The organism is Rubrivirga litoralis (genome assembly GCF_031846415.1).
Taxonomy (GTDB): domain Bacteria; phylum Bacteroidota; class Rhodothermia; order Rhodothermales; family Rubricoccaceae; genus Rubrivirga; species Rubrivirga litoralis.
Window position 1 is genome coordinate 93,397 of the sequence record NZ_JAVRHT010000005.1, and the last position, 23,374, is coordinate 116,770.

21 protein-coding genes are annotated in these 23,374 nt (G+C 72.5%); 2 read left to right on the top strand and 19 right to left on the bottom strand.

What is annotated here, in order from left to right; all coding sequences use genetic code 11:
* Nucleotides 1-87: 87 nt before the first annotated feature.
* The 10 genes from RM540_RS03830 to RM540_RS03875 form a co-directional block, all read right to left on the bottom strand.
* A complete protein-coding gene (locus RM540_RS03830) occupies nucleotides 88-702 on the bottom strand; it encodes a superoxide dismutase (RefSeq protein ID WP_311662204.1) in 615 nt (204 codons plus the stop codon).
* A 103-nt stretch (nucleotides 703-805) separates the two neighbouring features.
* Entirely contained in the window at nucleotides 806-1,429 is a 624-nt protein-coding gene (locus tag RM540_RS03835) for a hypothetical protein (RefSeq protein ID WP_311662205.1), read from the bottom strand.
* Between the two features lie 58 nt (nucleotides 1,430-1,487).
* A complete protein-coding gene (locus RM540_RS03840; RefSeq protein ID WP_311662206.1) occupies nucleotides 1,488-2,030 on the bottom strand; it encodes a hypothetical protein in 543 nt (180 codons plus the stop codon).
* 236 nt (nucleotides 2,031-2,266) lie between these two features.
* The gene (locus RM540_RS03845) at nucleotides 2,267-3,754 is read right to left on the bottom strand and encodes an NADH-quinone oxidoreductase subunit N (protein WP_311662207.1); all 1,488 of its coding nucleotides are present in this window, start codon (nucleotides 3,752-3,754) and stop codon (nucleotides 2,267-2,269) included.
* A 209-nt stretch (nucleotides 3,755-3,963) separates the two neighbouring features.
* A complete protein-coding gene (locus RM540_RS03850; protein WP_311662208.1) occupies nucleotides 3,964-4,260 on the bottom strand; it encodes a 4a-hydroxytetrahydrobiopterin dehydratase in 297 nt (98 codons plus the stop codon).
* Nucleotides 4,261-4,339: 79 nt separating this feature from the next.
* Nucleotides 4,340-6,106, bottom strand: a complete 1,767-nt coding sequence (locus RM540_RS03855) for a sodium:proton antiporter (RefSeq protein WP_311662209.1) — start codon at nucleotides 6,104-6,106, stop codon at nucleotides 4,340-4,342.
* A 41-nt stretch (nucleotides 6,107-6,147) separates the two neighbouring features.
* Nucleotides 6,148-7,803 carry a complex I subunit 4 family protein gene (locus tag RM540_RS03860; protein ID WP_311662210.1) on the bottom strand — a complete coding sequence of 552 codons (1,656 nt, stop codon included), beginning with the start codon at nucleotides 7,801-7,803 and terminating at the stop codon, nucleotides 6,148-6,150.
* Between the two features lie 189 nt (nucleotides 7,804-7,992).
* Entirely contained in the window at nucleotides 7,993-10,167 is a 2,175-nt protein-coding gene (locus RM540_RS03865; RefSeq protein WP_311662211.1) for an NADH-quinone oxidoreductase subunit L, read from the bottom strand.
* 86 nt (nucleotides 10,168-10,253) lie between these two features.
* On the bottom strand, nucleotides 10,254-10,553 hold the full coding sequence (nuoK, locus tag RM540_RS03870) for an NADH-quinone oxidoreductase subunit NuoK (RefSeq protein ID WP_311662213.1): 300 nt from the start codon (nucleotides 10,551-10,553) through the stop codon (nucleotides 10,254-10,256).
* 85 nt (nucleotides 10,554-10,638) lie between these two features.
* Nucleotides 10,639-11,148, bottom strand: a complete 510-nt coding sequence (locus RM540_RS03875) for an NADH-quinone oxidoreductase subunit J (protein WP_311662214.1) — start codon at nucleotides 11,146-11,148, stop codon at nucleotides 10,639-10,641.
* A gap of 379 nt (nucleotides 11,149-11,527) precedes the next feature.
* Here RM540_RS03875 and RM540_RS03880 point away from each other — a divergent pair, with 379 nt between their 5' ends.
* Together RM540_RS03880 and RM540_RS03885 are read left to right on the top strand one after the other, a co-directional pair.
* On the top strand, nucleotides 11,528-12,661 hold the full coding sequence (locus RM540_RS03880) for a lysylphosphatidylglycerol synthase transmembrane domain-containing protein (protein ID WP_311662215.1): 1,134 nt from the start codon (nucleotides 11,528-11,530) through the stop codon (nucleotides 12,659-12,661).
* Complete coding sequence (locus RM540_RS03885) at nucleotides 12,658-13,749, top strand: DUF72 domain-containing protein (RefSeq protein WP_311662216.1); 1,092 nt, start codon at nucleotides 12,658-12,660, stop codon at nucleotides 13,747-13,749. The genes RM540_RS03880 and RM540_RS03885 overlap by 4 nt, the downstream gene beginning before the upstream one ends.
* Nucleotides 13,750-13,920: 171 nt before the next feature.
* Here RM540_RS03885 and RM540_RS03890 read toward each other — a convergent pair whose 3' ends face one another.
* The 9 genes from RM540_RS03890 to RM540_RS03930 form a co-directional block, all read right to left on the bottom strand.
* On the bottom strand, nucleotides 13,921-14,556 hold the full coding sequence (locus RM540_RS03890; RefSeq protein WP_311662217.1) for a helix-hairpin-helix domain-containing protein: 636 nt from the start codon (nucleotides 14,554-14,556) through the stop codon (nucleotides 13,921-13,923).
* A gap of 203 nt (nucleotides 14,557-14,759) precedes the next feature.
* Complete coding sequence (locus RM540_RS03895) at nucleotides 14,760-15,452, bottom strand: YceH family protein (RefSeq protein WP_311662218.1); 693 nt, start codon at nucleotides 15,450-15,452, stop codon at nucleotides 14,760-14,762.
* Nucleotides 15,453-15,626: 174 nt separating this feature from the next.
* The gene (locus tag RM540_RS03900; protein WP_311662219.1) at nucleotides 15,627-16,397 is read right to left on the bottom strand and encodes an RluA family pseudouridine synthase; all 771 of its coding nucleotides are present in this window, start codon (nucleotides 16,395-16,397) and stop codon (nucleotides 15,627-15,629) included.
* 79 nt (nucleotides 16,398-16,476) lie between these two features.
* The gene (locus RM540_RS03905; protein ID WP_311662225.1) at nucleotides 16,477-18,303 is read right to left on the bottom strand and encodes a Na+/H+ antiporter NhaC family protein; all 1,827 of its coding nucleotides are present in this window, start codon (nucleotides 18,301-18,303) and stop codon (nucleotides 16,477-16,479) included.
* Nucleotides 18,304-18,443: 140 nt separating this feature from the next.
* Nucleotides 18,444-19,064, bottom strand: a complete 621-nt coding sequence (upp, locus tag RM540_RS03910) for a uracil phosphoribosyltransferase (RefSeq protein WP_311662220.1) — start codon at nucleotides 19,062-19,064, stop codon at nucleotides 18,444-18,446.
* Nucleotides 19,065-19,132: 68 nt separating this feature from the next.
* On the bottom strand, nucleotides 19,133-20,860 hold the full coding sequence (locus tag RM540_RS03915) for an alanine/glycine:cation symporter family protein (RefSeq protein WP_311662221.1): 1,728 nt from the start codon (nucleotides 20,858-20,860) through the stop codon (nucleotides 19,133-19,135).
* Between the two features lie 173 nt (nucleotides 20,861-21,033).
* A complete protein-coding gene (locus RM540_RS03920; protein WP_311662222.1) occupies nucleotides 21,034-21,684 on the bottom strand; it encodes a tetratricopeptide repeat protein in 651 nt (216 codons plus the stop codon).
* Nucleotides 21,684-22,427 carry a cell division ATP-binding protein FtsE gene (locus RM540_RS03925; protein WP_311662223.1) on the bottom strand — a complete coding sequence of 248 codons (744 nt, stop codon included), beginning with the start codon at nucleotides 22,425-22,427 and terminating at the stop codon, nucleotides 21,684-21,686. The genes RM540_RS03920 and RM540_RS03925 overlap by 1 nt, the downstream gene beginning before the upstream one ends.
* A 76-nt stretch (nucleotides 22,428-22,503) precedes the next feature.
* On the bottom strand, nucleotides 22,504-23,292 hold the full coding sequence (locus tag RM540_RS03930; RefSeq protein ID WP_311662224.1) for a class I SAM-dependent DNA methyltransferase: 789 nt from the start codon (nucleotides 23,290-23,292) through the stop codon (nucleotides 22,504-22,506).
* Between the last annotated feature and the right edge of the window lie 82 nt (nucleotides 23,293-23,374).

Consider the following 23,374-nt stretch of genomic DNA (forward strand, 5'->3'; position numbering starts at 1 on the left):
CACAACCGTTCGGGACCGCTATCACACACGCCGCCCCGCCCAGGAGTCCCGGGCGGGGCGGCACGCGGTTGAGCCGGGCGGGGCGGCCTACTGCGCCTTGTAGCTCCGGTAGCGGCGGTCGGCCTCGTCCCAGTTCACGACGTCCCACCACGCGCTCACGTAGGCGGGCCGCTTGTTCTGGTACTTGAGGTAGTAGGCGTGCTCCCACACGTCGAGGCCAATGATCGGCTTGGCCCCGTGCATGACCGGGTTGTCCTGGTTGGCGTGGCCGTGGACCCGGAGCCCGCCGTCGCTCTTCAGCTCGAGCCACGCCCAGCCGGACCCGAACTGGCCCGTCGCGGCGGCCTCGAACTTTTCCTTGAACGCGTCGAACGACCCGAACGACTGTTCGATGGCGCTCGCCAGCTCGCCCGTCGGCTGGCCGCCACCGTCGGGGCTCATGATGGTCCAGAAGATGCCGTGGTTGAGGAATCCGCCCCCGTTGTTGCGGACGGCCGTCTGCTTGTCCTCGGGGAGCGCGTCGAGGTTGGCGAGCGTCTCCTCGATGGGCTGATCCGCCCACTTCGTCCCGTTGAGGGCCGCGTTGAGCTTGTCGGTGTAGCCCTGGTAGTGCTTGTCGTGATGGATGCGCATCGTCTCCTCGTCGATCGAGGGCTGGAGCGCGTCGTAGTCGTATGGGAGGGGGGCAGCGTCGAAGGCCATGATGGGGAGAGGGGTGGGGAAAGAGGGATCGTTCTACCCCGCCCCGCCCCGCAGCGTTTCCGCGACCGCCCCGCCCCCGGCCTCGGGCGGGGCGGTCTGTGCCCTACCGAAAGGCGCAGGTGGTGCCGCCCCACAGGTCGGTAACGCGGGCGCCGGGGCCGCTCCCGTCGAGGACCCCGCCCAGATCGCCGGCCGCGAACTCCGTCCCCAGCGACGACGGCCCGACGTCGGCGGCGTACGCCCGGTCCAGGTCGGCCCGAGTGGCGCCGATGCCCAGCCCTGTCATAGTCGTGAGCCGCTCCGAGCCGCTGGACCGGCCGTCGACGGCCCACCCGGCGAACGCACCGTCGGAGAACCAGAGCGTCAGCCCGTCGGACCAGGAGGCGTAGCTGAGCGGGCCGGCGCCGCACTCGTCGTTCACGCCCCGCTCGGCCGGCTCGCCCGCAGACCGCGCCACCGCCCGCACGACGGCACCCTCGGCGTCTCCAAACGCCACCGGCCGGGTCGACCCCGTCTGCGGGTCCACGAGGCGCAGCCCGCCCAGGTCGAGCGCGACCTCGAACGCGCCCGCCGCGCTCGGCGAGGCCGCCTCCCCGCCCTCCGAGTCGTCCTCGACCGGGGGCGGGGAGGGCAGAACGGGCGGGGCGGCGCCTCCAGACTGGCAGCCCGCGAGGGCCATCAAGCCGGCGAGGCCGACGACGAGCGGGGCGCAGAGGCGGCGGAGCACAAAGGGTCCAGGAGGGGCGACGCGAACCGGCCGGCGGCCCCCAAGGTCCCGCCCCGCCCTACCGCAGCGCCGCGAGCATCCGGTCGCGGTCGGCGTCCGTGAGGTCGCCCCGCTCGACGAGCCGGTCGAGCGCGTCGGCGACGGCCGCTCGGTCCGTTCCGCCCGGCGCTGCCGGGGCGGGGCGGACGCCCTGCGCCAGGACCTGCGTCAGCGCCCGCTCGACGTACTCGGCCGCCCCGGGCTGGCCCGAAAAGTCGAGCGTCTCCGTCACCGTCGCCCGCCCCCGGTTGAGATCGATCTGGACCTCGCGCCCACCGAGCAGCTTCCGCTTGACGCGCACGCCCACGACGTCTTCGTAGCGAACCACGCGGGCCGCTTGGAGGTCGTTGTTCTGGAACACGAGCCGGTCGGCCAGGAACAGCGCGCCGTCCTTCGCCGACCCCAGCCGCGTCGCGTCGTAGAGCGCGACCACGTCGCCCGGCGCTACGTCGGGCGCGTAGTCCTGGACCGCCGCGCGGAGCTTCGCGTCCGGGATGTCGGGGCGGACGTAGAGGCCGAGGTCGGGGGCCGTCGGGAGGTACTCGCGGAGGAGGCGTTCCACAGGGCGGGGTACGGGGTACGGGGTACGGGGTACGGGGTACGGGAAGATCACCGACCCGCCCCGCTCGTACCCGAGGCGGGGCGGCAAGTTGTCCCCAAATCACCCGCCCCGCTCACCCGCACGCTCTCCCCCGCCCCGCCCTCTCGATCATGCACGGGCGGGGCGGCAGGTCCAGCAAAGCCGGGCGGGGCGGGCACTCGGCGCCCGTCACTCATCACCCGTGACCCGTCGCTCGCTTAGGGCACCGGCACGATCAGCACGACCGGGTCCGGCGTGTACGCCGCCGTCGCCGCGTCCGAGAGGACGCCCGGGGCGATCCCGAACACGAGGAGCGCGATCGCGCACGCGCCGACCACGACCGCCGTCGCCGTGGCGACCGGGAACGGCCGCTGCGCGTTCGCCGGCGCCTCGTCGGGCGACCGCATCCAGAGCACGACGAGCACGCGGAGGTAGTACGCCCCCGAGACCACGCTCGCCAGCACGCCGAGCACGGCCAGCCACACGAGCCCGGCGTCGACGACGGCCGAGAACACGAGGAACTTGCCCATGAAGCCGGCGAGCGGCGGGAAGCCCGTCAGCGCGAACATGAACACGCCGAGCGCCACGCCCAGGAACGGCCGCCGGTAGCCGGCCCCGGCCAGGCTGTCGAGGTCCTGGTCCGCCCCCTGCTCGTCGTCCCACTCGAGCGCGCCGATCGCCCCGAAGGCGCCCACGTTCATGAGCGTGTACGCGAGGAGGTAGAACAGGGCCGCCCCGTAGCCCGCCGCCGTCCCGGCCGCGAGACCGGCGAGGATGTAGCCGGCGTGGGCGACCGACGAGTAGGCCAGCATCCGCTTCACGTTCGTCTGCACGACCGCGATCACGTTGCCGACCACCATCGTGATCGCCGAGACCGCGACGAGGACCGTCTGCACCGAGCCCTCAACGAGCCCGGCCGGGAGCGCCCGCGCGAGGACGACTGCCAGCGCCGCGAACGTGGCCGCCTTCGACGCCGTCGACATGAACGCCGTCAGCGACGTCGGCGCCCCCTGGTACACGTCGGGCGTCCACATATGGAATGGGACGGCGGAGACCTTGAAAAAGAACCCGACGAGCAGCAGGCCCACGCCGGCCAGGAACAGCCCGGTTCGCCCGGTGAGCAGGACCCCCTCGGCGAGCAGCGACAGCTGCATCGTGCCGGTCGCGCCGTAGAGGAGGGCGACGCCGTAGAGGAAGAACCCGGTCGAGAACGCCCCCAGCAGGAAGTACTTGAGCGCGCTCTCGTTCGCCGTCGACTCCTCGCGGACGAGCCCGGTGAGCACGTAGAGGCACACCGACATCGTCTCCAGCCCGACGAACAGCGTGACCAGGCTGCCGGCCGAGGCCAGCGTGAGCATGCCGGCCGTCGAGAACAGGATGAGCGCGTGGACCTCGCCGTAGTTGCGGCCCAGCCGCGACAGGTACGGCACGGTCAGCGCGAGGCTGCCGACGGCGCCCACGAGGACCACGATGCACGCGAGCGCCGCCGCCCCGCCCACGTACACCTCGCCGCCAAAGGCGACGCCGGGGCGGCCGATGAGGAACGCCTCCCAGACGGCGGCGGCGGTCATCCCTACGCCCGCGATCCACGGGATCGCTGGGCTGTCGTTGCGGAACGAGTCCAGAAGGACGACGAGGACGCCGAGCGCCGCCACGAGGAGGATCGGGGCGGTCGCTGCGAGGTCTTCGAGGAAGAAGTCGTACATGGGGGGCTGTCAGTCCGCCGGGGCGGGGTGGCGCGGGGGCGGGGCGGCCCGCGTCGGTCTCCACTCGTCGTCCTGAGCGTAGCGAAGGATTCCCTCGCCGACGATTCAATCCGTAGGAAAGTGGCTCGGTGGCGGAGCGCGTCGGGCGCTTCGTGTCACGGGCGGGGCGGCCGGGCGCGAAAGGCCCGCCCCGCCCAGGGCGCGCGGCGCTAGATGGCCGACACGCGGCGGGCGAGGTCGAGGTCCTTCTCCGTCACCCGGTTGCCGGCGTCGTGCGTCGAGAGCGAGAGGTGGACCGTGTCGTAGACGTTGGCGATCTCGGGGTGGTGGTCGACGGCCTCGGCCTCGAACGCCACGCGCGTCAGGAACGCGAACGCCGTGCGGAAGTCGTCGAACGAGAACGTCTGCTCGAGCCGGCTCTCCTCGCCGTCCGTCTCGTGACGCCACCCCTCGGGGAGCGCGTCGGCAATCTGGTCGTCGGAGAGCGGGGTGCGGCGGGCGGGCATGGAGAGCGGGAAGCGGTTCGGGAGGGGCGGCGGCGGGGCGTCCGGGGCGGGGTGGTCGCCCGCCCCGCCCGAGCCGGTCCTAGAAGTGGAGGAGCAGGCCGGACGACCGGAACACGGCCTCGACCGTGTGCTGGACGTCGTCGGGGTGCGGGAGCACCCAGCCGCTGAAGAACACGAGCCAGACCACGATGTAGATCGGGACGAGGATCGGGATCGAGTACTTGACCATGTAGGCCACGAACGAGGGCGTGTCGACGCCGCTCGACTCGGCGATCGCCTTGACCATGAAGTTCGGCCCGTTGCCGATGTAGGTCAGCGCGCCCCAGAACACGGACGCGACCGAGATCGCCTGGAGGTAGAAGCCGGTCGGGTCGCCCGGGTGGACGGCGAAGTCGCGGACCATCTCGGGGATGTTCACGTCCATCCCGAACTTGCCCATCGCCGCCGAGAGGAAGCTCACGTAGGTCGGCGCGTTGTCGAGCACGCCGGACAGCACGCCGGTCCCGAAGTAGAACGACGAGACGCCGAGCGCGCTCGCGTTCTCGCTCGCGAACGCGCCGATCAGCGTGAGCGCCGGCTGCATCGTCAGGAAGATGCCGATAAACAGGAAGCCGACCTCCTTGATGGGCTCGAAGTTGAAGTCGTTGCCCTTGAGGATGTCCTTGTTCGCCGTCCGGTAGGCGAGGAACGCCACGGCCCCCATGATCACCTCGCGGATCCCGAACGGGAGGCCAAAGTGGTGGAGGTCGATGATCGTCCCCTCGATGGCCGGGATCACCTTGGGGTCGATAAAGACGGCCGCGATGACGACCGCGAGCCACGCGAACCCGACCTTGCCCTCGATGGCGATGTCGTGGTAGAACGGCCGCTTCCGGTCGACGGGCAGGACCGCCTCGCCCGGCGTGCGGACGTCGGCGACGTCCTGGACGCCGCGGGCCTCGGGGACCGCCGCCCCGCCCGGGACCTCACCGGGGTCGACGTCGATCCCGACCTGCTCGGCGCCCTCGCGGAGGCTCCCCTCCTTGTTCCGGCCGTCGACGACGTAGAAGACAGCCGCGATGGCGAGGATCGTCGGGAGCCAGATGTACCAGACGTGGGCGACGGTCCAGAAGAACGGGACGCCGCGGAGGAAGCCCAGGAACAGCGGCGGGTCGCCGATCGGCGTGAGCGCCCCGCCCACGTTCGAGACGATAAAGATGAAGAAGATGATGTGGTACGCCTTCAGCCGCCCCGCGTTGAGCCGCATGTAGGGGCGGATGAGGAGCATCGAGGCGCCCGTCGTCCCGATAAAGTTGGCCAGGACCCCGCCGACCAGGAGCAGGATCGTGTTGGCCTTCGGGGTGCCGGCAAAGTCGGTCTTGATGAGGATGCACCCGCTCGCGACGTAGAGCGAGCCCAGGAGCGCGATAAAGGCGAAGTACTCCTCGGCCGCGTGCAGGATGGGGATCCCGTCGCCCATGACGAGGAGGTAGTACGCCGCCGTGATGAGGCCGAGCGCGATCGCGATCTTCGGGTAGTTGTGGTGCCAGAAGTGGGCGTAGAACAGCGGCCCCGTCGCGATCATGAGCAGGAGCACCACGAACGGGATCACGAGCCACACGGGCGGGGCGGCGCCGTGGCCGTCGTCGGCGTGCTCGTCGTCGCCGCCGTGGTCGGCGCCAAGGCCTTCGCCGTCGCCCAGCCGCTCGTCGGCGATCTCGCCGCGGCGTTCGATGGCCGCCGCGTCGTCGTCGATGTCGAGAGCCTCGACGCTGGGCGGGGCGTCGATGTCCGCGTCCGTCTGCGCGAGCGCGGGCGGGGCGAACAGGAGGAGGAAGAGCGCGAGCAGCGCGGCGGGGCGGACCATGAGCGGGCGTGGGCGGGGCGGTGGCGGAGGGGCCACGGGGGCTAGTGCGCGACGGCGGGGACAGGCGCGCCGGGGACGGGGACCGGGCCGGACGGCCGCGGCGCCTCGTCGGCGATGGGATCGGGCCACAGGACGGGGACCACGACGGCCACCCCGCCCCCCAAAGCGGCCTCGGCCGCCTCGACGGCCTCGGCCTTGGCGATCGACGTGGCGACGACGGACCGGACGGCGAGCTCGGAGCGCTCGAGGAACGGGGCGGGCCAGAACCCTAGCACCAGCATGAGCGCGGCCAGCGGGACGAGGATGCCCAGCTCGCGGCCGTTCAGGTCCTTCATCGTCGCGTTCGCCTCGCTCGTGACCTCGCCGAAGAACGTCCGGTAGACCATCCACAGCAGGTAGACGGCGGCGAAGATCACGCCCGTCGTGGCGACGGCGATGAGGGCGGGGTGGCCCAGCGTCGGCGACTGCCACGACCCGATGAGGATCATGAACTCGCCCACGAACCCGTTCAGCCCGGGCAGGCCAGCCGACGCGAACACGCTGAACAGCATGAAGAACGTCAAGACGGGGACGGTCTTGGCGATGCCGCCGTAGTCGGCCATCGCGCGCGTGTGGCGCCGCTCGTAGAGCATCCCGATGATGAGGAACAGCGCGCCCGTCGAGAGCCCGTGGTTCACCATCTGGATGAGGGCGCCCTGGACGGCGATCGTCTGGAACGCGAACACGCCGAGGACCACGAACCCGAGGTGGCTCACCGACGAGTACGCCACGAGCTTCTTCATGTCCGTCTGCGCGAACGCCACGAGCGCGCCGTAGACGATCCCGATGACGGCCAGGATGCCGACCGGGAGGGCCAGCGCCTCGGACGCGTTGGGGAAGAACGGGATGACGAACCTCAAGAGCCCGTACGTCCCCATCTTGAGCAGCACGCCGGCGAGCACCACCGACCCGCCCGTCGGCGCCTGCGTGTGGGCGTCGGGGAGCCACGTGTGGAGCGGGAACAGCGGGACCTTGATCGCGAACGCCAGCCCGAACAGGACGAAGAGCGCGTACTGCGCGCCGATCGGGACGCCGAACGAGACCAGCTTGTACCAGTCGGTCGTGAACACGCCCCCGTTGACGGCGTCGCCGGCCTCGAAGCCCAGCCAGATCACGCCGACCAGCATCAGGAGCGACCCGACGAGCGTGTACAGCACGAACTTGACGGCCGCGTAGATGCGGTCCTCCCCGCCCCAGATGCCGATGATGAACACCATCGGGATCAGCGTGAGCTCGAAGAAGACGTAGAACAGGAAGACGTCGAACGAGAGGAACACGCCGAGCACGCCGGTCTCCAGCAGCAGCATGAGCGCGTAGTACCCCTTGTGCAGCTTGCCGATGTAGGTCCACGACGAGAGCACGATGACCGGCCCCAGGAGCGTCGTGAGCAGGACCAGCAGCAGGTTCAGCCCGTCGATCCCGATGTAGTAGCTGATGTCGATGCCGCCGAACCACGGCGCGCGCGTCGCGAGCTGCGGCGCGAGCGCCGTCGAGGCCGCCGGGTCGAACGCCGCCCACAGCCCGAGCGACAGCACGAACGTGGCCGTGGTAAAGGCCAGGGCCGTCCACCGGACCGCGCTCACACCCGGCACCACGAGCACGGCCAGCGCGCCCAGGGCGGGGAGGAACAGGATGAGCGAGAGGAGCCAGTCAGCCATTAAACGGGGGGACGTAGAGGCGTCGCGGTGCGGCGTCTCCGCCGGGGACCAAAGGGGTGGGGCGGGGCGGGCTCACCGCCCCGCCCGGGCGCAGCGCGCGGCCGGTCGCGGCGTGGGCGGGGCGGCCCTCCCCCACCCCGCCCTCGGCGGGCGGGGCGGTCGCGCCACAGCGAGAGGGCGGGGCGGCGATCACGTGAACAGGAGCAGCGCGACGACGCCGAGCACGCCGAGCACGACGGCGAAGGCGTACGTCTGAACCACGCCCGTCTGCAGGCGGCGGAGGCGCGAGGCGGACTCGCGGATGGAGCCGGCCATGCCCATCACGGCGCCGTCGACGCCCTTCTTGTCGAACGGGGCGAGCCCCTTGCGCGAGCCCTCGACGATGGGGTCGACGACGGCCGCGTCGTAGGCCTCGTCCCAGTACCACTTGCGCGAGGCCGGGCGGTACAGGAAGCCCATGAGCCGGCGGATGCCGCGGTCGGCCTCGGGGCCGCGCGGGCCGAACCGGAGCCCGACCCAGGCGAAGGCCACGCCGGCGATCGCGATGAGGGCGCCGACGCCGAGGAGCATCCACGTGGTAAAGGCCGTCGGGAGATCCTCGTGGATCAACTCGGCGACGGGTCCGCCGTAAGCCTGCCCGAGCCAGTGGTGGATCCACGAGTCCGGCAGCCCGAACGTCTCGGTGATGACGGGCGGGAGGCCCAGGAAGCCGCCGACGACGGAGAGCCCGGCGAGCACCCAGAGCGGGACGGTCATCGTCCACGGGCTCTCGTGCGGGTGCGTGTCGAGCGCGTCGGGCCAGCGCGGGTCGCCCTCGAAGGTGAGCAGGTAGGCCCGCGTCATGTAGATGGCGGTCAGGAGCGCCGTCACGAGCCCGACGCCCCAGACGAGGTAGCCCACGAGGTGCCCGTCGTAGCCGTACTCGAACGCCTTGAACAGGATCTCGTCCTTCGAGAAGAACCCGGCGAGCCCGGGGATGCCGGCGATCGCGAGCGTCGCGATCAGGAAGGTCCACCGCGTCGACGGCATGTAGCGCTTGAGGCCGCCCATCGTGCGCATGTCCTGGGCGTCGAACGGGCCGTCGTAGGGGAGCGTCGCGTAGCCACGGGCGGGGCGGGCCTGTCGGGCCTTGGCGTCCTCCTCGAAAGCGCCCGCCCCGCCCTCCTTGAACGGGTCGTTGGCGGCCTCGGAGCCGAGCGGGGTGTCGTGCGTGCCCGGGCCGTGCGGCCCCGGGATGAGCCCCTTGTGCTCCAGCTCGTGCTCGACGTGGTGCATCGAGTGGATGACGCTCCCCGAGCCCAGGAACAGGCACGCCTTAAAAAAGGCGTGCGTCATGACGTGGAAGATGGCCACGAAGTAGGCGCCGACGCCGGCCGCCAGGAACATGTAGCCCAGCTGGCTGACCGTCGAGTAGGCCAGCACCTTCTTGATGTCGTTCTGCGTCATGGCGACCGTCGCCGCCATGATGGCCGTGAGCGCGCCGACGACGGCGATGATCTGCATGGCGCCCGGCGCGAGGAGCACGAGCGCGCTGAGCCGGGCGAGCAGGTACAGCCCCGACGTCACCATGGTCGCCGCGTGGATCAGGGCACTGACCGGGGTCGGCCCGGCCATGGCGTCGGGGAGCCACACGAAGAGCGGGATCTGCGCGCTCTTGCCCGTCGCCCCGATAAAGAAGAGGAGGCACACCCAGAACCCGACCGGCCCGTCGAAGAGCGCGAGCGTCTCGGGCGCGAGCAGCGTCGTAAAGTCGAGCCCGAACGCGCCCGGCCGCGCCGCCGTCACCGTCTGGAAGACGATGAACATGGCGAGCAGGAAGGCGAAGTCGCCGATGCGGTTGACGATGAACGCCTTGTTGGCCGCCGCCGAGTTCTTGAGGTCGGTGTACCAGAACCCGATGAGGAGGTACGAGCACAGCCCGACGCCCTCCCACCCGAGGAACAGCACGGGCAGGTTCTCCGCGAGCACCAGGTTGAGCATCGCGAAGATGAACAGGTTCAGGTAGGCGAAAAAGCGCCAGAACCCGGGGTCCCCCTTCATGTACCCGATCGAGTACAGGTGGATGAGCGAGCCCACGCCGGTGACGACGAGGGTCATGAGCAGCGAGAGCTGGTCGATCCGGTAGGCGAAGTCCACCTGGAGGTCGCCGGCCGTGAGCCACGTGAAGTAGCGGACGACGTACGGGGCCTCGAACCCGAAGAACAGCGCGCACGTGACGGCGAACGGGACGGCCACGGCGACGAGCGCCAGCCCGCCCACGACCCACTCCTGCTTCCGGTAGCCGGGGGCGAACAGGCCCATCATCCCGTTGAACGCCGCCATGAGCAGCGGGGGGAGCAGGATGAGCCGGACGAGGAGTTCCATCGGGGAGGGGACGTAGGGACGGGGGGACTAGGGACTGGGCACGCGGCGAATGGAGTCCCTAGTCCCCATTCGCCAGTCCCGGGGCGTCAGCCCCTAAACAGGCGGATTTCGTCGACGTTGATCGTCAGCTTGTTGCGGAAGAGCGCGATGACGATGGCGAGCCCGACCGCAGCCTCGGCGGCGGCGACGGAGATGACGAAAAAGACCAGGATCTGCCCCTCCACGTCGCCGAAGGCCTGGCTGAAGGCGACCAGCGAGAGGTTCACCGAGTTCAGCATGAGCTCGACCGAGAGGAACACGACGATCACGTTCCGGCGGAGGAGGACGCCGAGCACGCCGATCGTGAAGAGCACGGCGCTCAGCGAGAGGTACCAGGTGAGGTCCATGCGTTCGGTACGGGGTACTAGGTACGGGGTACGGCTAGACGGTGGGCGCAGAGGGTACCCTGTACCCTGTGCCGCGGTACCGACGTCACACGAAGCGTTTCTTGGCGAGGAGCACGGCGCCGATCGTGGCCGCCAGGAGCAGGGCAGCGATGATCTCGAGAGAGAACGCGTGCCGGGTCAGGAGCGCGACGCCGAGCGCCACGACCGACGTCTCGACCACGGGCTCCGCTGCGACGGGCGCATCGGGGAGGCCGACGAGGCGGACCGAGACGACGGCTAGGAGCAGGGCCAGCACGCCGACGCCGGCCACGAACGCGGCCGCGCGCGCCCACGAGAACCCGCTGAGCGTCGGCGCCTCCTCGAGGTTGAGGAGCATGATCACGAACAGGAACAGGACCATGATGGCCCCGGCGTAGACCAGGACCTGCACGACGCCGATGAACGTCGCGTTCAGCGTCAGGTACAGGCACGCGAGCGCCAGCATGGTCTGGACCATCCAGAGCGCGCTCGCGACTGGGCTCCGCGAGACCAGCATGCCGACGGCGCCGGCGACGGCGAAGACGGCGAAGACGAAGAAGAGGAACAGCTCCAGCATGAGGGGCGGACCCGGAGGGCGAGGGGCACCGGGCGGCAACAGAGCGGCCGGCGGGCCGAAGATACCGGCCCGCCCGGGGCGCGGACAACCAACGTGCCCCGCGAGCGGGATGAATGGGTGAAGAGCCGCCGCCCCGCCCACCGGGCGGCGCACGAGGCCCGCCCCGCTCGCGCGTGGGCGGGGCGGGGCGGTCGACGGGCGGGTGCGACCACCCCGCCCGACCACCCCGTCCCATGCGGACGGCGCCGCCGCCAGGACACGCGGCGCTTCGGCGGACGGGGCGGGGTGGGGATGGACGCCGCCCCGCCCGGGCTCGCGGTGCCGCGCGTCGGCTCCGCGTGTGCAACCGGCCTATCTTTTCCCCCGTCTGCCGGACCGCATGGACGCCGCCTCCCCCCTACCCGCCCCCGCACGCCGCGTCCGCAAGCGGGACCTCGTGCTGCCCGTCGCGCTGAGCCTCAGCGCCCTCGCCGTCGTCCTGTGGCTGACGTACGAGCCGGGCACGTTCAGCGCCGTCCGCGACACGTTCAACCCGTGGATCCTCCTCGGCGCCGTCGGCGCGCTGGGCGTGCAGATCACGTCGGGCGGGCTGAGGCTCCGCCACGTCTCGGGCGGCGCCCTCTCGGTGCCGGGGGGGCTCCGGTCGCAGGTGACGTGGGACTTTATGTCGGCCGTCACGCCGTCGGCGCTGGGCGGGGCGCCGTTCGCGGCCTTCTTTATCGCCCGGGAAAACAAGGTCCCCTACGGCGAGATCACGGCGGTCATGCTGTTCGCCATGCTGATGGACCAGATCTGGTTCGCCCTGCTGATCGTGGTCCTGTACCTCTCGGCGATCTGGGTGCCCGTGTTTCCGACCGGGCTGGGCGCGGCCGGCATCGGGACCGTCGCGGCGTACCTGGGCGGGATGCTGATCTACATCGCGTTCTTCGCCTACGCCACGCTGTTCCGTCCCGAGCTCATCGAGCGGCTCGCGAACTGGGTCGTCCACTTCCGGTGGCTCCGGCGGTTCGAGCCGACGGTCCAGCGCGAGGCGCGGCGGCTGCGGCGGCAGGCCCGCGTGCTCCGCAGCAAGCCGGCCGCCTTCTACCTGAAGGGCGCCGCCTACACCGCGTTCTACTGGGCGGGGCGGTACGGGATCGTGTTCCTCGTCGCCCTCAGCTTCTGGCGCGACTTCCGCCACGTCCTGTTCGTGCTCAGGACGGCCGGCATGTGGCTGGCGGGGCTGGCCATGCCCACGCCGGGCGGGTCGGGCGGCATCGAGGCGCTCTACGTCTTCTACCTCGCCCCGCTCCTCCCGCCCGGCTACGGCGGCCCGGCGCTGCTCACGTGGCGGCTCCTGACGTACTACCTCATCCTCGTGCTGGGCTTCTTCGTGGCCGGGAGCGCCGTCCGGTCGCTCCTGGCCGGCGAGCGGCCGCCGACCGAGCCGCCGAGCGGCGACGGGCAGCCCGAGGCGGTCCCGCTCGTGACGCCGCTGACCGAGCCGTCGGCCGGCGTCCCCCCCGCCCGGTGAGCGCCACCCCGCCCCCGGATTCCACGCCGCAGTCCGCGCCCCGCCCGGTCGAGGCGCGCCGCGCCGAGGCCGACGCCTACGACGTCCGGCGCGTCCACACGTCGCTCCGGTTCGGGTCGGCGTCCGACCGCTACGCGGCGTGGATCGGGCAGGTGTACCCGCGCGACGTGTGGGGCGGGGAGGTGACGACGCGGAAAAAGCGCGTGGGCGGCGAGAGCGTCGAGGAGCGCCTGCTGCCGGTGGCGTCCGTCGAGGACTACTTCCTCCACTTCGGCGTGCTCGAAATCGACTCGACGTACTACCGCCCGCTCGTCGAGGAGACGGGGAAGCCCGCGCCCGGGCTGTTCCAGCTCCAGCACTACAACGACGCCGCGCCGGCGACGGCCCGGTTCCTCCTCAAGGTGCCGCAGCAGGTCGTAGCACGCCGGCTCCGCCGGAAGGTCGACGGCCGGTGGACCTACGTCGAGAACCCGGACTACCTCGACCCGGCCCTCTTTACCGACCGCTTTCTCCACCCCGCCCAGAAGGCGCTCGGCGTGAAGCTGGCCGGCGTGATCCTGGAGCAGCCGTACGAGCGCGCCCGCGACAGCCCGGACCCCGACACGTTCGTGGCCGAGTGGGACCGCTTCGTCGCGGACGTCCCCAACGACACGCCGCTCCACTTCGAAATCCGCTCGTCGCACCAGCTTACGCCGGTTTACCTCGAGTGGCTTGCGAACCGCGATCTCGGGTTCTGCTTTAGCCACTGGCAGTGGCTCCCGCCGATTATCGACCAGTGGCGGCTGGTCGGCGAGCGATTCACGTCGGCGTCGGGCGGGGCGGTCCTCCGCCTGATCCAGCCGCGCGACATGAGCTTCGACGACTCGTTCCGGCTGGCCTACCCGTTCGAGGCGCCGGCGCCGGGCCTGAGCGACACGCGCGACGCGCGCCGCATGGTCGACGAGGCGACGGCGCTCATGTACCAGGCGGTCGAGGCCGGGGTGACGCTGGACGTGGTCTGCAACAACCGGGCGTGGGGCAACGCGCCGGACCTCGCGCGGACGCTCGCGAACCGCTTTTTAGATTTCGCCGAGCGGAAGGGGGCGTAGAACGGAGGGATCGGCGGGACGCGGGATGGAGGGATGAGCAGACGCGACCGTGCCCACCCCGCCCGCGGTGGGCGGGGCGGCCTGCGCCGCCGGGAGAGCGGGTGCTCACGTTGCCTGAGACCGCCCCGCCCCCACCCCGTCCTCTTTGAGCCGTCCGCGTGGGCGGGGCGGTCAGGCCGCGGCCGGGGGGAACAGCGTGTAGATCGTGGCGACGGGCGGGGCGGCGGGCTCCTCGGCCCGCTCGGCGACGGCGTCGGCCGCGCGGCGCTGGCCGGCGGCGATCTGCTGGACCTGCCGGCGGACGCGGCGTGCGCGGCGCCGGGCGGAGCGGTTGAGGACCGAGTTGAGCTGGAGCCGGATGGCCTCGGTCGTGCGCGGGCCGACGCCGTCGAGGTCCTGGAGCCGCCCGTCGTGGGACGCCCGCTCCAGCTCGGCCAGCGACTCGATGCCCAGCTCCGTCACGAACCGCTGCGCGAGCGCGCGGCTCACGCCGGGGAGCGTGGCGAGGAGCGCGACGGGGTCCTCGGCGCGGAGGAGCCGGTCGCGCAGCCCGATCCGCCCGGTCTCGACGTACTGCGCGATGTGGTGCGCCAGGCTCACGCCGACGCCGGGGAGCGCCGTGAGCGCATCGCGCCCGCCCTCGCCGTAGAGCCGGGCCACAGGCTCGTCGAGCTCGCGGAGCATCGCGGACGCCTGGAGGTAGGCCTGGACGCGGTACGGGTTCGTCTCGCCGCGCCGGACGAGGACTTCGGCCATCTGCTCGAGGGCCTCGGCGAGTTCTACGTTCGTCGGTCCGATGGACGTCATGGGTCGCGGAGTCAATGTGGTCCAAGATCGGGAGCTTGGGTGACATGTGTCCGTCACACCCTCACGGCGTACGGAACCACCCCGCCCGCCCCTGCCGGGGCCGGTTTGGGCGGGGCGGGGTGGGCATGTGCGGACGGGCTCTCTCGTGCCCACAGACCACGGGCGGGGCGGCCACCTCGGGGCGACCGTGCCCCCGCCCCGCCCTACTCGAACTGCGACTGGAACGCGGCGAACGCCTCGCGCAGCCGGGCGACCTCGGCCTCCAGCGCGGCGACTCGCTCCTCCAGATCCCCCGCCCCGCTCCCGCCTGCGGGCGGGGTGGTGGACGCTGAGGGCGGGGTGGCCTCGGCGGGCGGAGCAGCCTCGGGCTCGTCGGCGTGCGGCTCGCCGGTTTGTGGCTCGCCTGAGAGCGCGTGGGCGTAGCGGTCGGCCGACTGCCCCGGCGCCCGGTCCAGGCGGACGGCGAGCGGCTCGTCGCGGTCGCCGAGCATCCACAGCGCCTCCTCGGCCGCCTCGGTGCTCTCGAAGTCGGCCATCCGCCCCGCCCGCGTGCGCACCTCGCCGGCCGTCTGCGGCCCACGGAGCAGGAGCACGGCGAGCGCGGCCAGCTCGCGCCGCGACAGGCCGAGCGCGCGGTCGAGGTTCTGGCGGAACTTGGCGACCCGGTGCCCCGCCCCGCTCGTGGTCCCGACGAGCCCGCGCCGGCCCAGCCGGTCGAGCGCCGCCGTCACCTCGCGCTCCGAATAGTCGACGACCGGATCGCGCGCCGTCTTCTGGTTGCACGCGCCGACGAGCGCGTTGAGCGAGAGCGGGTAGCTGTCGGGCGTCGCGAGCGCCTTCTCGACGAGGGCGCCGACGACGCGGACTTCGATGGCGTCGAGCGTGGGGCGGGGCATGGGCGGGGTGGGTACGGGGTACGGGGTACGGGGTACGGGGTACGGGGTACGGGGTACGGGGTACGGGGTACGGGAAGGTGCCCGCCCCGCCCGCGCGGCGCAAGCCCGTTCGGGCAGACCGCCGCCCCGCCCGACGGCGCGCGGGCGGGGTGGAGACGAGCCCGGCGCGCCCCGTCACCCCGCCCCGCCCCGCCCGACGGCCTCCGCCACCTCGGCGTCGAACAGTCCGTCCCACGCAGGCGGGGGCGGGGCGGTGAACGTCAGGGGCTCGCGGCGCGTCGGGTGCTCCAGCGTCAGGCGGTAGGCGTGGAGGGCGATGCCGCGGCCGCCGGCGAACGGGGTCCGGTTGCCGTACCGGAAGTCGCCGAGGACGGGCGCGCCGAGCGCCGCGAGCTGGACGCGGATCTGGTGCTTGCGGCCCGTCTCCAGGTCGACGTCCACGAGCGTTCGGTCCGCCCGCGATGCGAGGACGCGCCAGGAGAGCGCCGCCCGCTTGGCACCCGGCGCGCCCTCAGCGACGACGGCGACCGCCCCGCCCGCGGACGAGAGCCAGTCCTCGCGCCGCCCCGCCCCATTGAGGCGTCCGTCAACGACGGCGAGGTAGCGCTTCTGGACAGCGCGGCGACGGAACTGGTCGCTCAGGCGCGACGCCGCCTTCGACGTCCGCGCGAGGGCTACGACGCCGCTCGTCGGCCGGTCGAGGCGGTGGACCAAGCCGACGAACACGTTGCCCGGCTTGTCGAACCGCTCCTTGAGGTACGCCTTCGCGAGCGTCACGAGGTCCGCATCGCCCGTCGCGTCGCCTTGCGCGAGGAGGCCGGGCGGCTTCGAGACAACGAGCAGGTGGTTGTCCAGGTAGACAACCCGAAACGGCGCCTCGCCCGGATCGAGACCTCCGGTCGGGGCGGGGCGGGGAGGTCCGTCGTCGGGCGGGGCGGCGCTCACGACGGACGGAACGCAGCGGACGGGGCGCGGCCGACCGGCCTTGCCCCCCCGCACCCCGTACCGAGTACCCCGTACCCCTTCACGCCACCGGCTCAGGCTCCGGCTCCACCGGCTCTCCGACGAACCGGATGACGCCGACGAGGACGAGCGCGCAGATCGGCATCATGACCCACCACGGCACGTTGAACCCGGTCGGGATCGTCCCCAGCAGGAGCGCCACCCCGCCCGTCGTGAGCGCGTACGGGAGCTGCGTGCGGACGTGGTCGATGTGGTCGCAGCTCGACGCGAGCGACGACAGGATCGTCGTGTCCGAGATCGGCGAGCAGTGGTCGCCCCAGACGGCGCCGGCCAGGACCGCGCTCACCGTCGAGTAGATGATGTGGTGGTACTCGCCCGACGTGTGGAGCCCGTCGGCGGCCAGCACGCCCCAGGCGAGCGGGATCACGAGCGGCATGAGGATCCCCATCGTCCCCCATGACGACCCCGTCGAGAACGCCGTCGCGGCCGCCAGCAGGAACACGATGGCCGGGACGAACCCGGGCAGGACGGCCCCCGAGAGCGCGTCGACTAGGACGTCGGCCGTGCCGAGCGCGTCGTTCACGTTCGCGAGCGACCACGCCAGGACCAGAATGACGATGGCGAGCAGCATCGTCCGCATCCCGGCGTACCACGCGTCGATGGTGTCGCCCAGCGTCAGGATCCGCTGCCCGACCGTCAGCGCGACCGCCGTCAGGACCGAGGCGAGCGACGCCCACATCATGGCCGTGTAGCTGTTGGCCTCGCCGACGACGTTGGTGATCGTCATCTCCGCCCCGCCCTCGATCACGGCCGCGCGGCCGGTGATGAACAGGCCCGCGAGGACGCCCACGACCAGGACGGCGATGGGGAGCACGGCGTTGATGAGCCGCTTGGGGGCGTCTGGGGGCGGGGCGGTCGCCTCGGCCTCGGCCTCGGCCGCCTCGGCGTTCGAGCCCGGCCGGAACAGCTGTCCCGTCTCGCGCGCCCGGCGCTCGGCGGCCAGCATCGGCCCAAAGTCGCGGCGCGTCCCCGCGACGAGGTAGACGAAGAACAGCGCGAGGATGGGGTAGAACGAGTACGGGATCGAGTTGAGGAAGACCGAGTAGGCGCCCTCGTCGTAGTCCGGGAGATCGGCGATGGCCGTCCCGATGAGGCCCACCTCGTACCCGATCCAGGTCGTCGTGAGCGCGAGGCACGCGATCGGCGCCGCCGTCGAGTCGACGATGTAGGCCAGCTTTTCGCGGCTCACGCGGAGCCGGTCCGTGATCGGCCGCATCGTCCCGCCGACGATGAGCGTGTTGGCGTAGTCGTCGAAGAAGACGGCCGTCCCCAGGAGCGCCGTCGCCATCTGCCCCCGCCCCGCCGACCGCGCCCACTTGGTGGCGACGTCGACGATGGCGGCCGTCCCGCCGTTCTTCTGGATGAGCCCGACCGTCCCCCCGATCATCAGCGTAAAGATGATGATGGCCGCGTGGTCGGCGTCGGCGAGCGCGGCGAGCACGTAGACCTGGACCGTCGCGAAGAGGCCCGTAAACCATCCCGTCGCGAGGTCGCCGGTGACGATCCAGGCGCCCAGCCAGACGCCGAGGAACAGGGCCGCGATGACCTGGCGGAACAGGAGCGCCGCCGCGATCGCGATGAGGGCGGGGAGGATGGCGAGCCACCCGACGTTGCGGCCGTCGGCCTCGGCGACCGCGGCGGACGCCTCCGCATCCGCCGCGTCCAGGTCGTGGACCACCGCGTCGGCGGGCGGGGCGGGCACGACGGGCGCGGCGTCGGGCGGCGGCGGCGCCTGGAGCGTGACCGGCGCCTCCGGCGGGGGCGCGGGGTCGGGCACCGCCGCGTCCTGGGCGAGCGCGGGCGGGGCGGCCAGCGCGAGGAGAAGCACGGCCAGCAAGGCCCGGACCACCCCGCCCCGCCCACGAGAGGAGAACGCCGCCGAGGGCGGGGCGGCCAGCGCGGGCGGGGCGCCGGACGCGGGAGCGTACTCCCCCCATCCCTCATCCCCCATCCCTGTATTCCTCTTCCTCATGCCGTTCCAAAGATGCGGTCGCCGGCGTCGCCGAGGCCGGGCCGGATGAACTTGTCGGCGTCGAGCTCGCGGTCGAGCGCGGCCGTGACCACGTCGACGTCCGGGTGCTCGGCGTCGAGGCGGGCGACGCCCTCGGGGGCGGCCACGAGGCAGACGAACGAGAGGTCCGTCGCCCCGCGCTGCTTGAGGTGGCCGAGCGCGCCCGACGCCGACCCGCCCGTCGCCAGCATGGGGTCGACGACGAACACGCGGGCGTCGGCCACCTGCGGCGGCACGTTCGAGTAGTAGTCGACCGGCTCGTGCGAGGCCTCGTCGCGGTACATGCCGAGGTGGCCGACGCGGGCCTCGGGCACGTAGCGCACGAACCCGTCGACGAGCCCGAGCCCGGCCCGCAGGACCGGCACCACGACGACCTCGCGGGCCAGCCGGTCGCCCTCGGTCTCTTCGAGCGGCGTGGCTACGCGGACCGGCTCGACGGGCAGCGTCCGCAGCGCCTCATAGGCCAGGATCGACGACACGTCGGCGAGTGTGCGGCGGAACGCGCCGTAGGGCGTGGTCCGGTCGCGGAGCGTGGTCAGCGCGCGCTTCAGGAGCGGGTGGTCGACGACGGTGAGCATCGGGCGGGGCAGCGAGGGCGGGGCGGCGGGAGGTCCACCCCGCCCTCGGCGGGCGGGGTGGCGGGCGGCTACTTCGGGCGCCGCTTGTTCGCCTGCTTCTCGGCCACGACCCGCTTGTGGACCTCGGCGTTCTCGCGCCACGGCTTGCGCTCGAAGTAGCTGTCGGTCAGCTTTTTGAGCGTGCCCGAAAGCAGGATCAGCGCGAGCACGTTGGGGAGCGTGACCAGCGAGAGCGCGACGTCGCCGAGGTCCCAGATCGTCGTCACGGCCAGGACCGCGCCGATAAAGTGCATCACGACGAACACGGCCTTGAACGGTAGGATGGCCTTGGTCCCGAACAGGTAGTTCGCGCACCGGTCGCCGTAGTAGCTCCACGAGATCGAGGTCGAGATCGCGAACAGGATGACCGAGAACAGGACGATCGAGCCGCCCAGCCCGCCCAGCCCGATCGGGGCCAGGCCGCGCTCGAAGGCCAGCGTCGTGAGCGGCGCCGACGTCCGGACGGTGTTGCCGTAGAGCGTCTCCCGGACGGTGCCGTCGGCGTCGCGGGCGACGCGGAGGTCGGGGTCGATGGTGCCCGTGAACGGCCGCGTCTGCGCCTCGTCGACGTAGAGCGTATCGACGCCGACGCTGAACCGGCCGAGCCGCGGCCCGTCGAGCGTCTGGGCCATCCCCTCCTCGTACGAGATCGCGTCCTGGCCGAGGTAGGGCGTGTACCCCGTCTCGCGGTCGCCCTCGACGAACGACACGTTGCTCGCGCCCAGGTCGAGCGGAGCGGGCGCCGTCGCCTCGAACGCGCCCGTCGTGACCAGGACGAGGCCGGTCATGGTGCAGATCAGGATCGTGTCGATAAAGGGCTCCAGGAGCGCGACCGCGCCCTCGGAGACCGGCTCGTCGGTCTTGGCCGCCGAGTGGGCAATCGGCGCCGAGCCTTGACCGGCCTCGTTCGAGAAGAGCCCGCGCTGGACGCCGTAGAGCATCGTCAGCAGGAACACGCCGGCGCCCGTCCCGGCGACGCCGGACGTGGGGTTGAACGCCTCGGAGAAGATCCGGCCGAAGGCCGCCGGGATCTCGCCGATGTTGAGGACCAAGATGAGGAGGGCGCCGGCGACGTAGATCGCGGCCATCACCGGGGCCACGATCGAGGTCACCTTGCCGATCCGGCTGATGCCGCCCAGGATCACGATGCCGACGATCGTCGCGGTCACGAGCCCGGTGATCCAGGGGTCGACGCCGAACGTGTCGAACACCTGGGTCGCGACCGTGTTGGCCTGGACGGCGTTGCCGGTCATGAACGAGGTGACCATGAGGGCGAACGCGAAGAACACCGCGACCGGCTTCCACTTGCGCCCGAGCCCGCGCTCGATGTAGTACATCGGGCCGCCGGAGACGGAGCCCTCCCACGCCTTCCCGTCCTCGTCGTGGTGGACGTCGCGGTACTGCTGGGCGAGCGTGACCTCGGAGTACTTCGTGGCCATCCCGAGCAGGGCCGTGATCCACATCCAGAACAGCGCGCCGGGCCCCCCGATGTGGATCGCGAGCGCGACGCCGGCGATGTTGCCCACGCCGACCGTGGCCGAGAGCGCGGTCGTGAGCGCCTGGAAGTGGCTCACGTCGCCGGGCTCGTCGGGGTCGTCGTAGCGCCCGGTCGCGACGGCGAACCCGTGCCCGAGCCGCCGGAACTGGATGAACCCGAGCCGGACCGTCAGGAACAGGCCCGTCCCCAAGAGGCCGATGACGAGGGGCCACCGGAGCACGTTGTTGACGGCGTCGATGATCTGGGAGAGAACCTCCATGCGGACGGGCGGGGCGGGGGGAACAGGGCGCGGGGTGAAGCAGCCGCGAACGACGGCGGCGAAGATAGCGACGGGCTCGGGGACGGCCCGATACGGAGTCGGGGCCGGCGAGGAAAGTCGGCCCGCCCCGCCCCGCCGCGGCGCGTCCAGCCAGACGCCGAGGGCGGGGCGGGTTACTCCGTGAGGTCGTCCAGCATCGCCTCCACGAACTCGCGTCGCGCCGCGTCGGCCGAGTCGGCGAGGACGAGGAACCGGGCGAGGTCGACGCGCGCCGCCGCCGTGTCGCCGGCGGAGAGCCGCACCACGCCGCGGTCGAGCGTGTGCCGCGGGTCGCGGGGCGCCAGGCGGACCGCCGCGTCGAGGTCGGCCAGCGTCTCGGCCCACCCCGCCCCGTCGCGGGCCTGGGCCACGAAGGCGCGGTGGCCGTAGAGCCGGTCGAGCGGCGTCGCGTGGGCCGCCCCGCCCTCGGCGGCGTCGATGGCCGCCGTGAGGTCGGCGTAGGCGCGCTCGGCGTCGGCGTCCGGGTCGGTGCCCTCCGCCGAGCGTGTCCAGTAGCACAGCCCGCGCGTGGCGAGCGCGTCGACCGAGCCGGGCACGCGGGCAATCGCCGTGTCGAGCGCGGCGATCCCGGCGTCGGCGGCGCCCGCGCGGCAGGTGTCGAGCGCGGCGGCCACGGTCGCGGCGGCGACCGGCCCGCCCGATCCGCCCTCGGCCGCCGGCTCCGCGCCGCACGCCGCCACGGCCACCGCCAGCGCGGCGACGAACGCGGGCGGGGCGGCCAGCCGCCCTCTCCCCCGCCCCGCCCGGCCGCCCCGCCCGGCCACTACAGCGACTCGGGGTCGACCTCGACGAGCCGCCCGCGGACGAGCGCGAGCGTCCGCGCGGGGAAGGCTTTGACGAGGCGGTAGTCGTGGGTGGCCATCAGGAGCGCCATGCCCTGGCGGTGGAGGCGGACGAGCAGGCGCTGGACCTCGTCGGCCACGCGCGGGTCCAGGTTGCCGGTCGGCTCGTCGGCCAGCATCAGGAGCGGGTCGTTGACGAGCGCGCGCGCGACGCACGCCCGCTGCTGCTCGCCGCCCGACATCTCGCTCGGGCGCGCCTTCGCGCGGTGGCTCAGGCCGACCGACGCGAGCGCCCGCAGCGCCCGCTCCTTCACCTCGCGCCGGCGGACGCCCGTCGCGTAGAGCGCGAAGGCGACGTTCTCGTACGCGCTCCGGTCGGGGAGCAGCTGGAAGTCCTGGAACACGACGCCCAGCATCCGCCGGAGGTGCGGGACGTCCTTCTCCTTCGTCGTGTCCGACGCGTACGGCCCGACGCGGACGAGCCCGCCGGCCGGGCGGACGTCCATGTACAGGAGCTTGAGGATGGTCGACTTCCCGCTCCCGGTCGGCCCGATGAGGTAGGCCATCTCGCCGCGCGCGAGCGTCAGGTTGAGGTCCGAGGCCACCTCGACGCGGTGGCCCGTGGGGTCGGTGTAGCCCACGGCCACGTTCTTGATCTCCACGAGCGGGCGCTCGCGCGGAGGCCCGGCGGCGGGCGCGGCGGCGCGGTCGAGGACGGAGTCCATGCGGGCGGGGCGGGGGGAACCGGCGAGGCCCAAAGCTACGCGCGGGCGCTACGGCTGAGCGCCGGGCGGGGCGGTTCTAGGCGGGACGGGCCTGGGCGGGGCGGCGGAGGACCCAATGCACGCGCTCCGTCTCGGCCGTCGCGGGATCGGTCGAGAAGCCGTCGTAAGCGGCCACCTCGTCGAGCGGGCTCGCCGCGACGAGCGCGCGGACCGCCTCGACCGAGTACGCCCGCTGGACGTGCGTCTCGGTCGTCCGGCTGCCGTTGGGCCGCGTGAGCGTGAACGTCGTCGTGTGGAGTCCGGCCTCGGCGTCGTAGCGGCTCGTGCGGAGGTAGCGGAAGGCGTCGGTCTCGCCGGCGTCGTCGAACCCGTCCGGGTGGGCCAGCGAGTTGGCCGGCGTCGACTGGTCGACGACCGCCACCCCGCCCGGCACGAGCGCGCCCGCGATGTGGCCGAGGAGCGCCGCAACGTCGGCCTCGTCGAGCAGGTAGTTCAGCCCGTCGTACACGAGCACGACGGCGTCGGCGGGCGGGGCGGGCACCGGCTCCCGGAAGTCGGCGACGCCGAACGTCACGGGCCGCCCCGCCGGGTTGCGGTCCGCCCGCTCGGTGGCGGCCTGAGCCACGTCGACCATGTCGGCCGATCCGTCGAACGCGCGGTAGTCGAACCCGTCCGGCGCCGGCCCCATCGGCTGGAGCGCCCGCGCCAGCGCGCCCGTCCCGCACCCCAGCTCGGTCACGGACTGGGCCTCGGGCGCGTGCCGCCGGAGCAGTCCGCGCACGTAGCCGGCCCACATCGGGTAGTCCACGTGGGCCATCACGGCGTCGTAGCCGGCGGCGAGGTCGGAGTAGGGCGGGGCGGTCACGGGGTACGGGGTACGGGGTACGGGGTACGGGAAGATGGCGGGCCGGGCGGGGCGGCGCCACCGGGCGGGGCGGAAGACGGCC

Bases quoted from the DNA above. Each gene is read 5' to 3' on its own strand.
- RM540_RS03830 (WP_311662204.1), bottom strand. From the start codon at position 702: ATGGCCTTCGACGCTGCCCCCCTCCCATACGACTACGACGCGCTCCAG.
- RM540_RS03845 (WP_311662207.1), bottom strand. From the start codon at position 3,754: ATGTACGACTTCTTCCTCGAAGACCTCGCAGCGACCGCCCCGATCCTC.
- RM540_RS03850 (WP_311662208.1), bottom strand. From the start codon at position 4,260: ATGCCCGCCCGCCGCACCCCGCTCTCCGACGACCAGATTGCCGACGCG.
- RM540_RS03855 (WP_311662209.1), bottom strand. From the start codon at position 6,106: ATGGTCCGCCCCGCCGCGCTGCTCGCGCTCTTCCTCCTCCTGTTCGCC.
- RM540_RS03860 (WP_311662210.1), bottom strand. From the start codon at position 7,803: ATGGCTGACTGGCTCCTCTCGCTCATCCTGTTCCTCCCCGCCCTGGGC.
- RM540_RS03865 (WP_311662211.1), bottom strand. From the start codon at position 10,167: ATGGAACTCCTCGTCCGGCTCATCCTGCTCCCCCCGCTGCTCATGGCG.
- nuoK (WP_311662213.1), bottom strand. From the start codon at position 10,553: ATGGACCTCACCTGGTACCTCTCGCTGAGCGCCGTGCTCTTCACGATC.
- RM540_RS03875 (WP_311662214.1), bottom strand. From the start codon at position 11,148: ATGCTGGAGCTGTTCCTCTTCTTCGTCTTCGCCGTCTTCGCCGTCGCC.
- RM540_RS03880 (WP_311662215.1), top strand. From the start codon at position 11,528: ATGGACGCCGCCTCCCCCCTACCCGCCCCCGCACGCCGCGTCCGCAAG.
- RM540_RS03890 (WP_311662217.1), bottom strand. From the start codon at position 14,556: ATGACGTCCATCGGACCGACGAACGTAGAACTCGCCGAGGCCCTCGAG.
- RM540_RS03895 (WP_311662218.1), bottom strand. From the start codon at position 15,452: ATGCCCCGCCCCACGCTCGACGCCATCGAAGTCCGCGTCGTCGGCGCC.
- upp (WP_311662220.1), bottom strand. From the start codon at position 19,064: ATGCTCACCGTCGTCGACCACCCGCTCCTGAAGCGCGCGCTGACCACG.
- RM540_RS03915 (WP_311662221.1), bottom strand. From the start codon at position 20,860: ATGGAGGTTCTCTCCCAGATCATCGACGCCGTCAACAACGTGCTCCGG.
- RM540_RS03925 (WP_311662223.1), bottom strand. From the start codon at position 22,427: ATGGACTCCGTCCTCGACCGCGCCGCCGCGCCCGCCGCCGGGCCTCCG.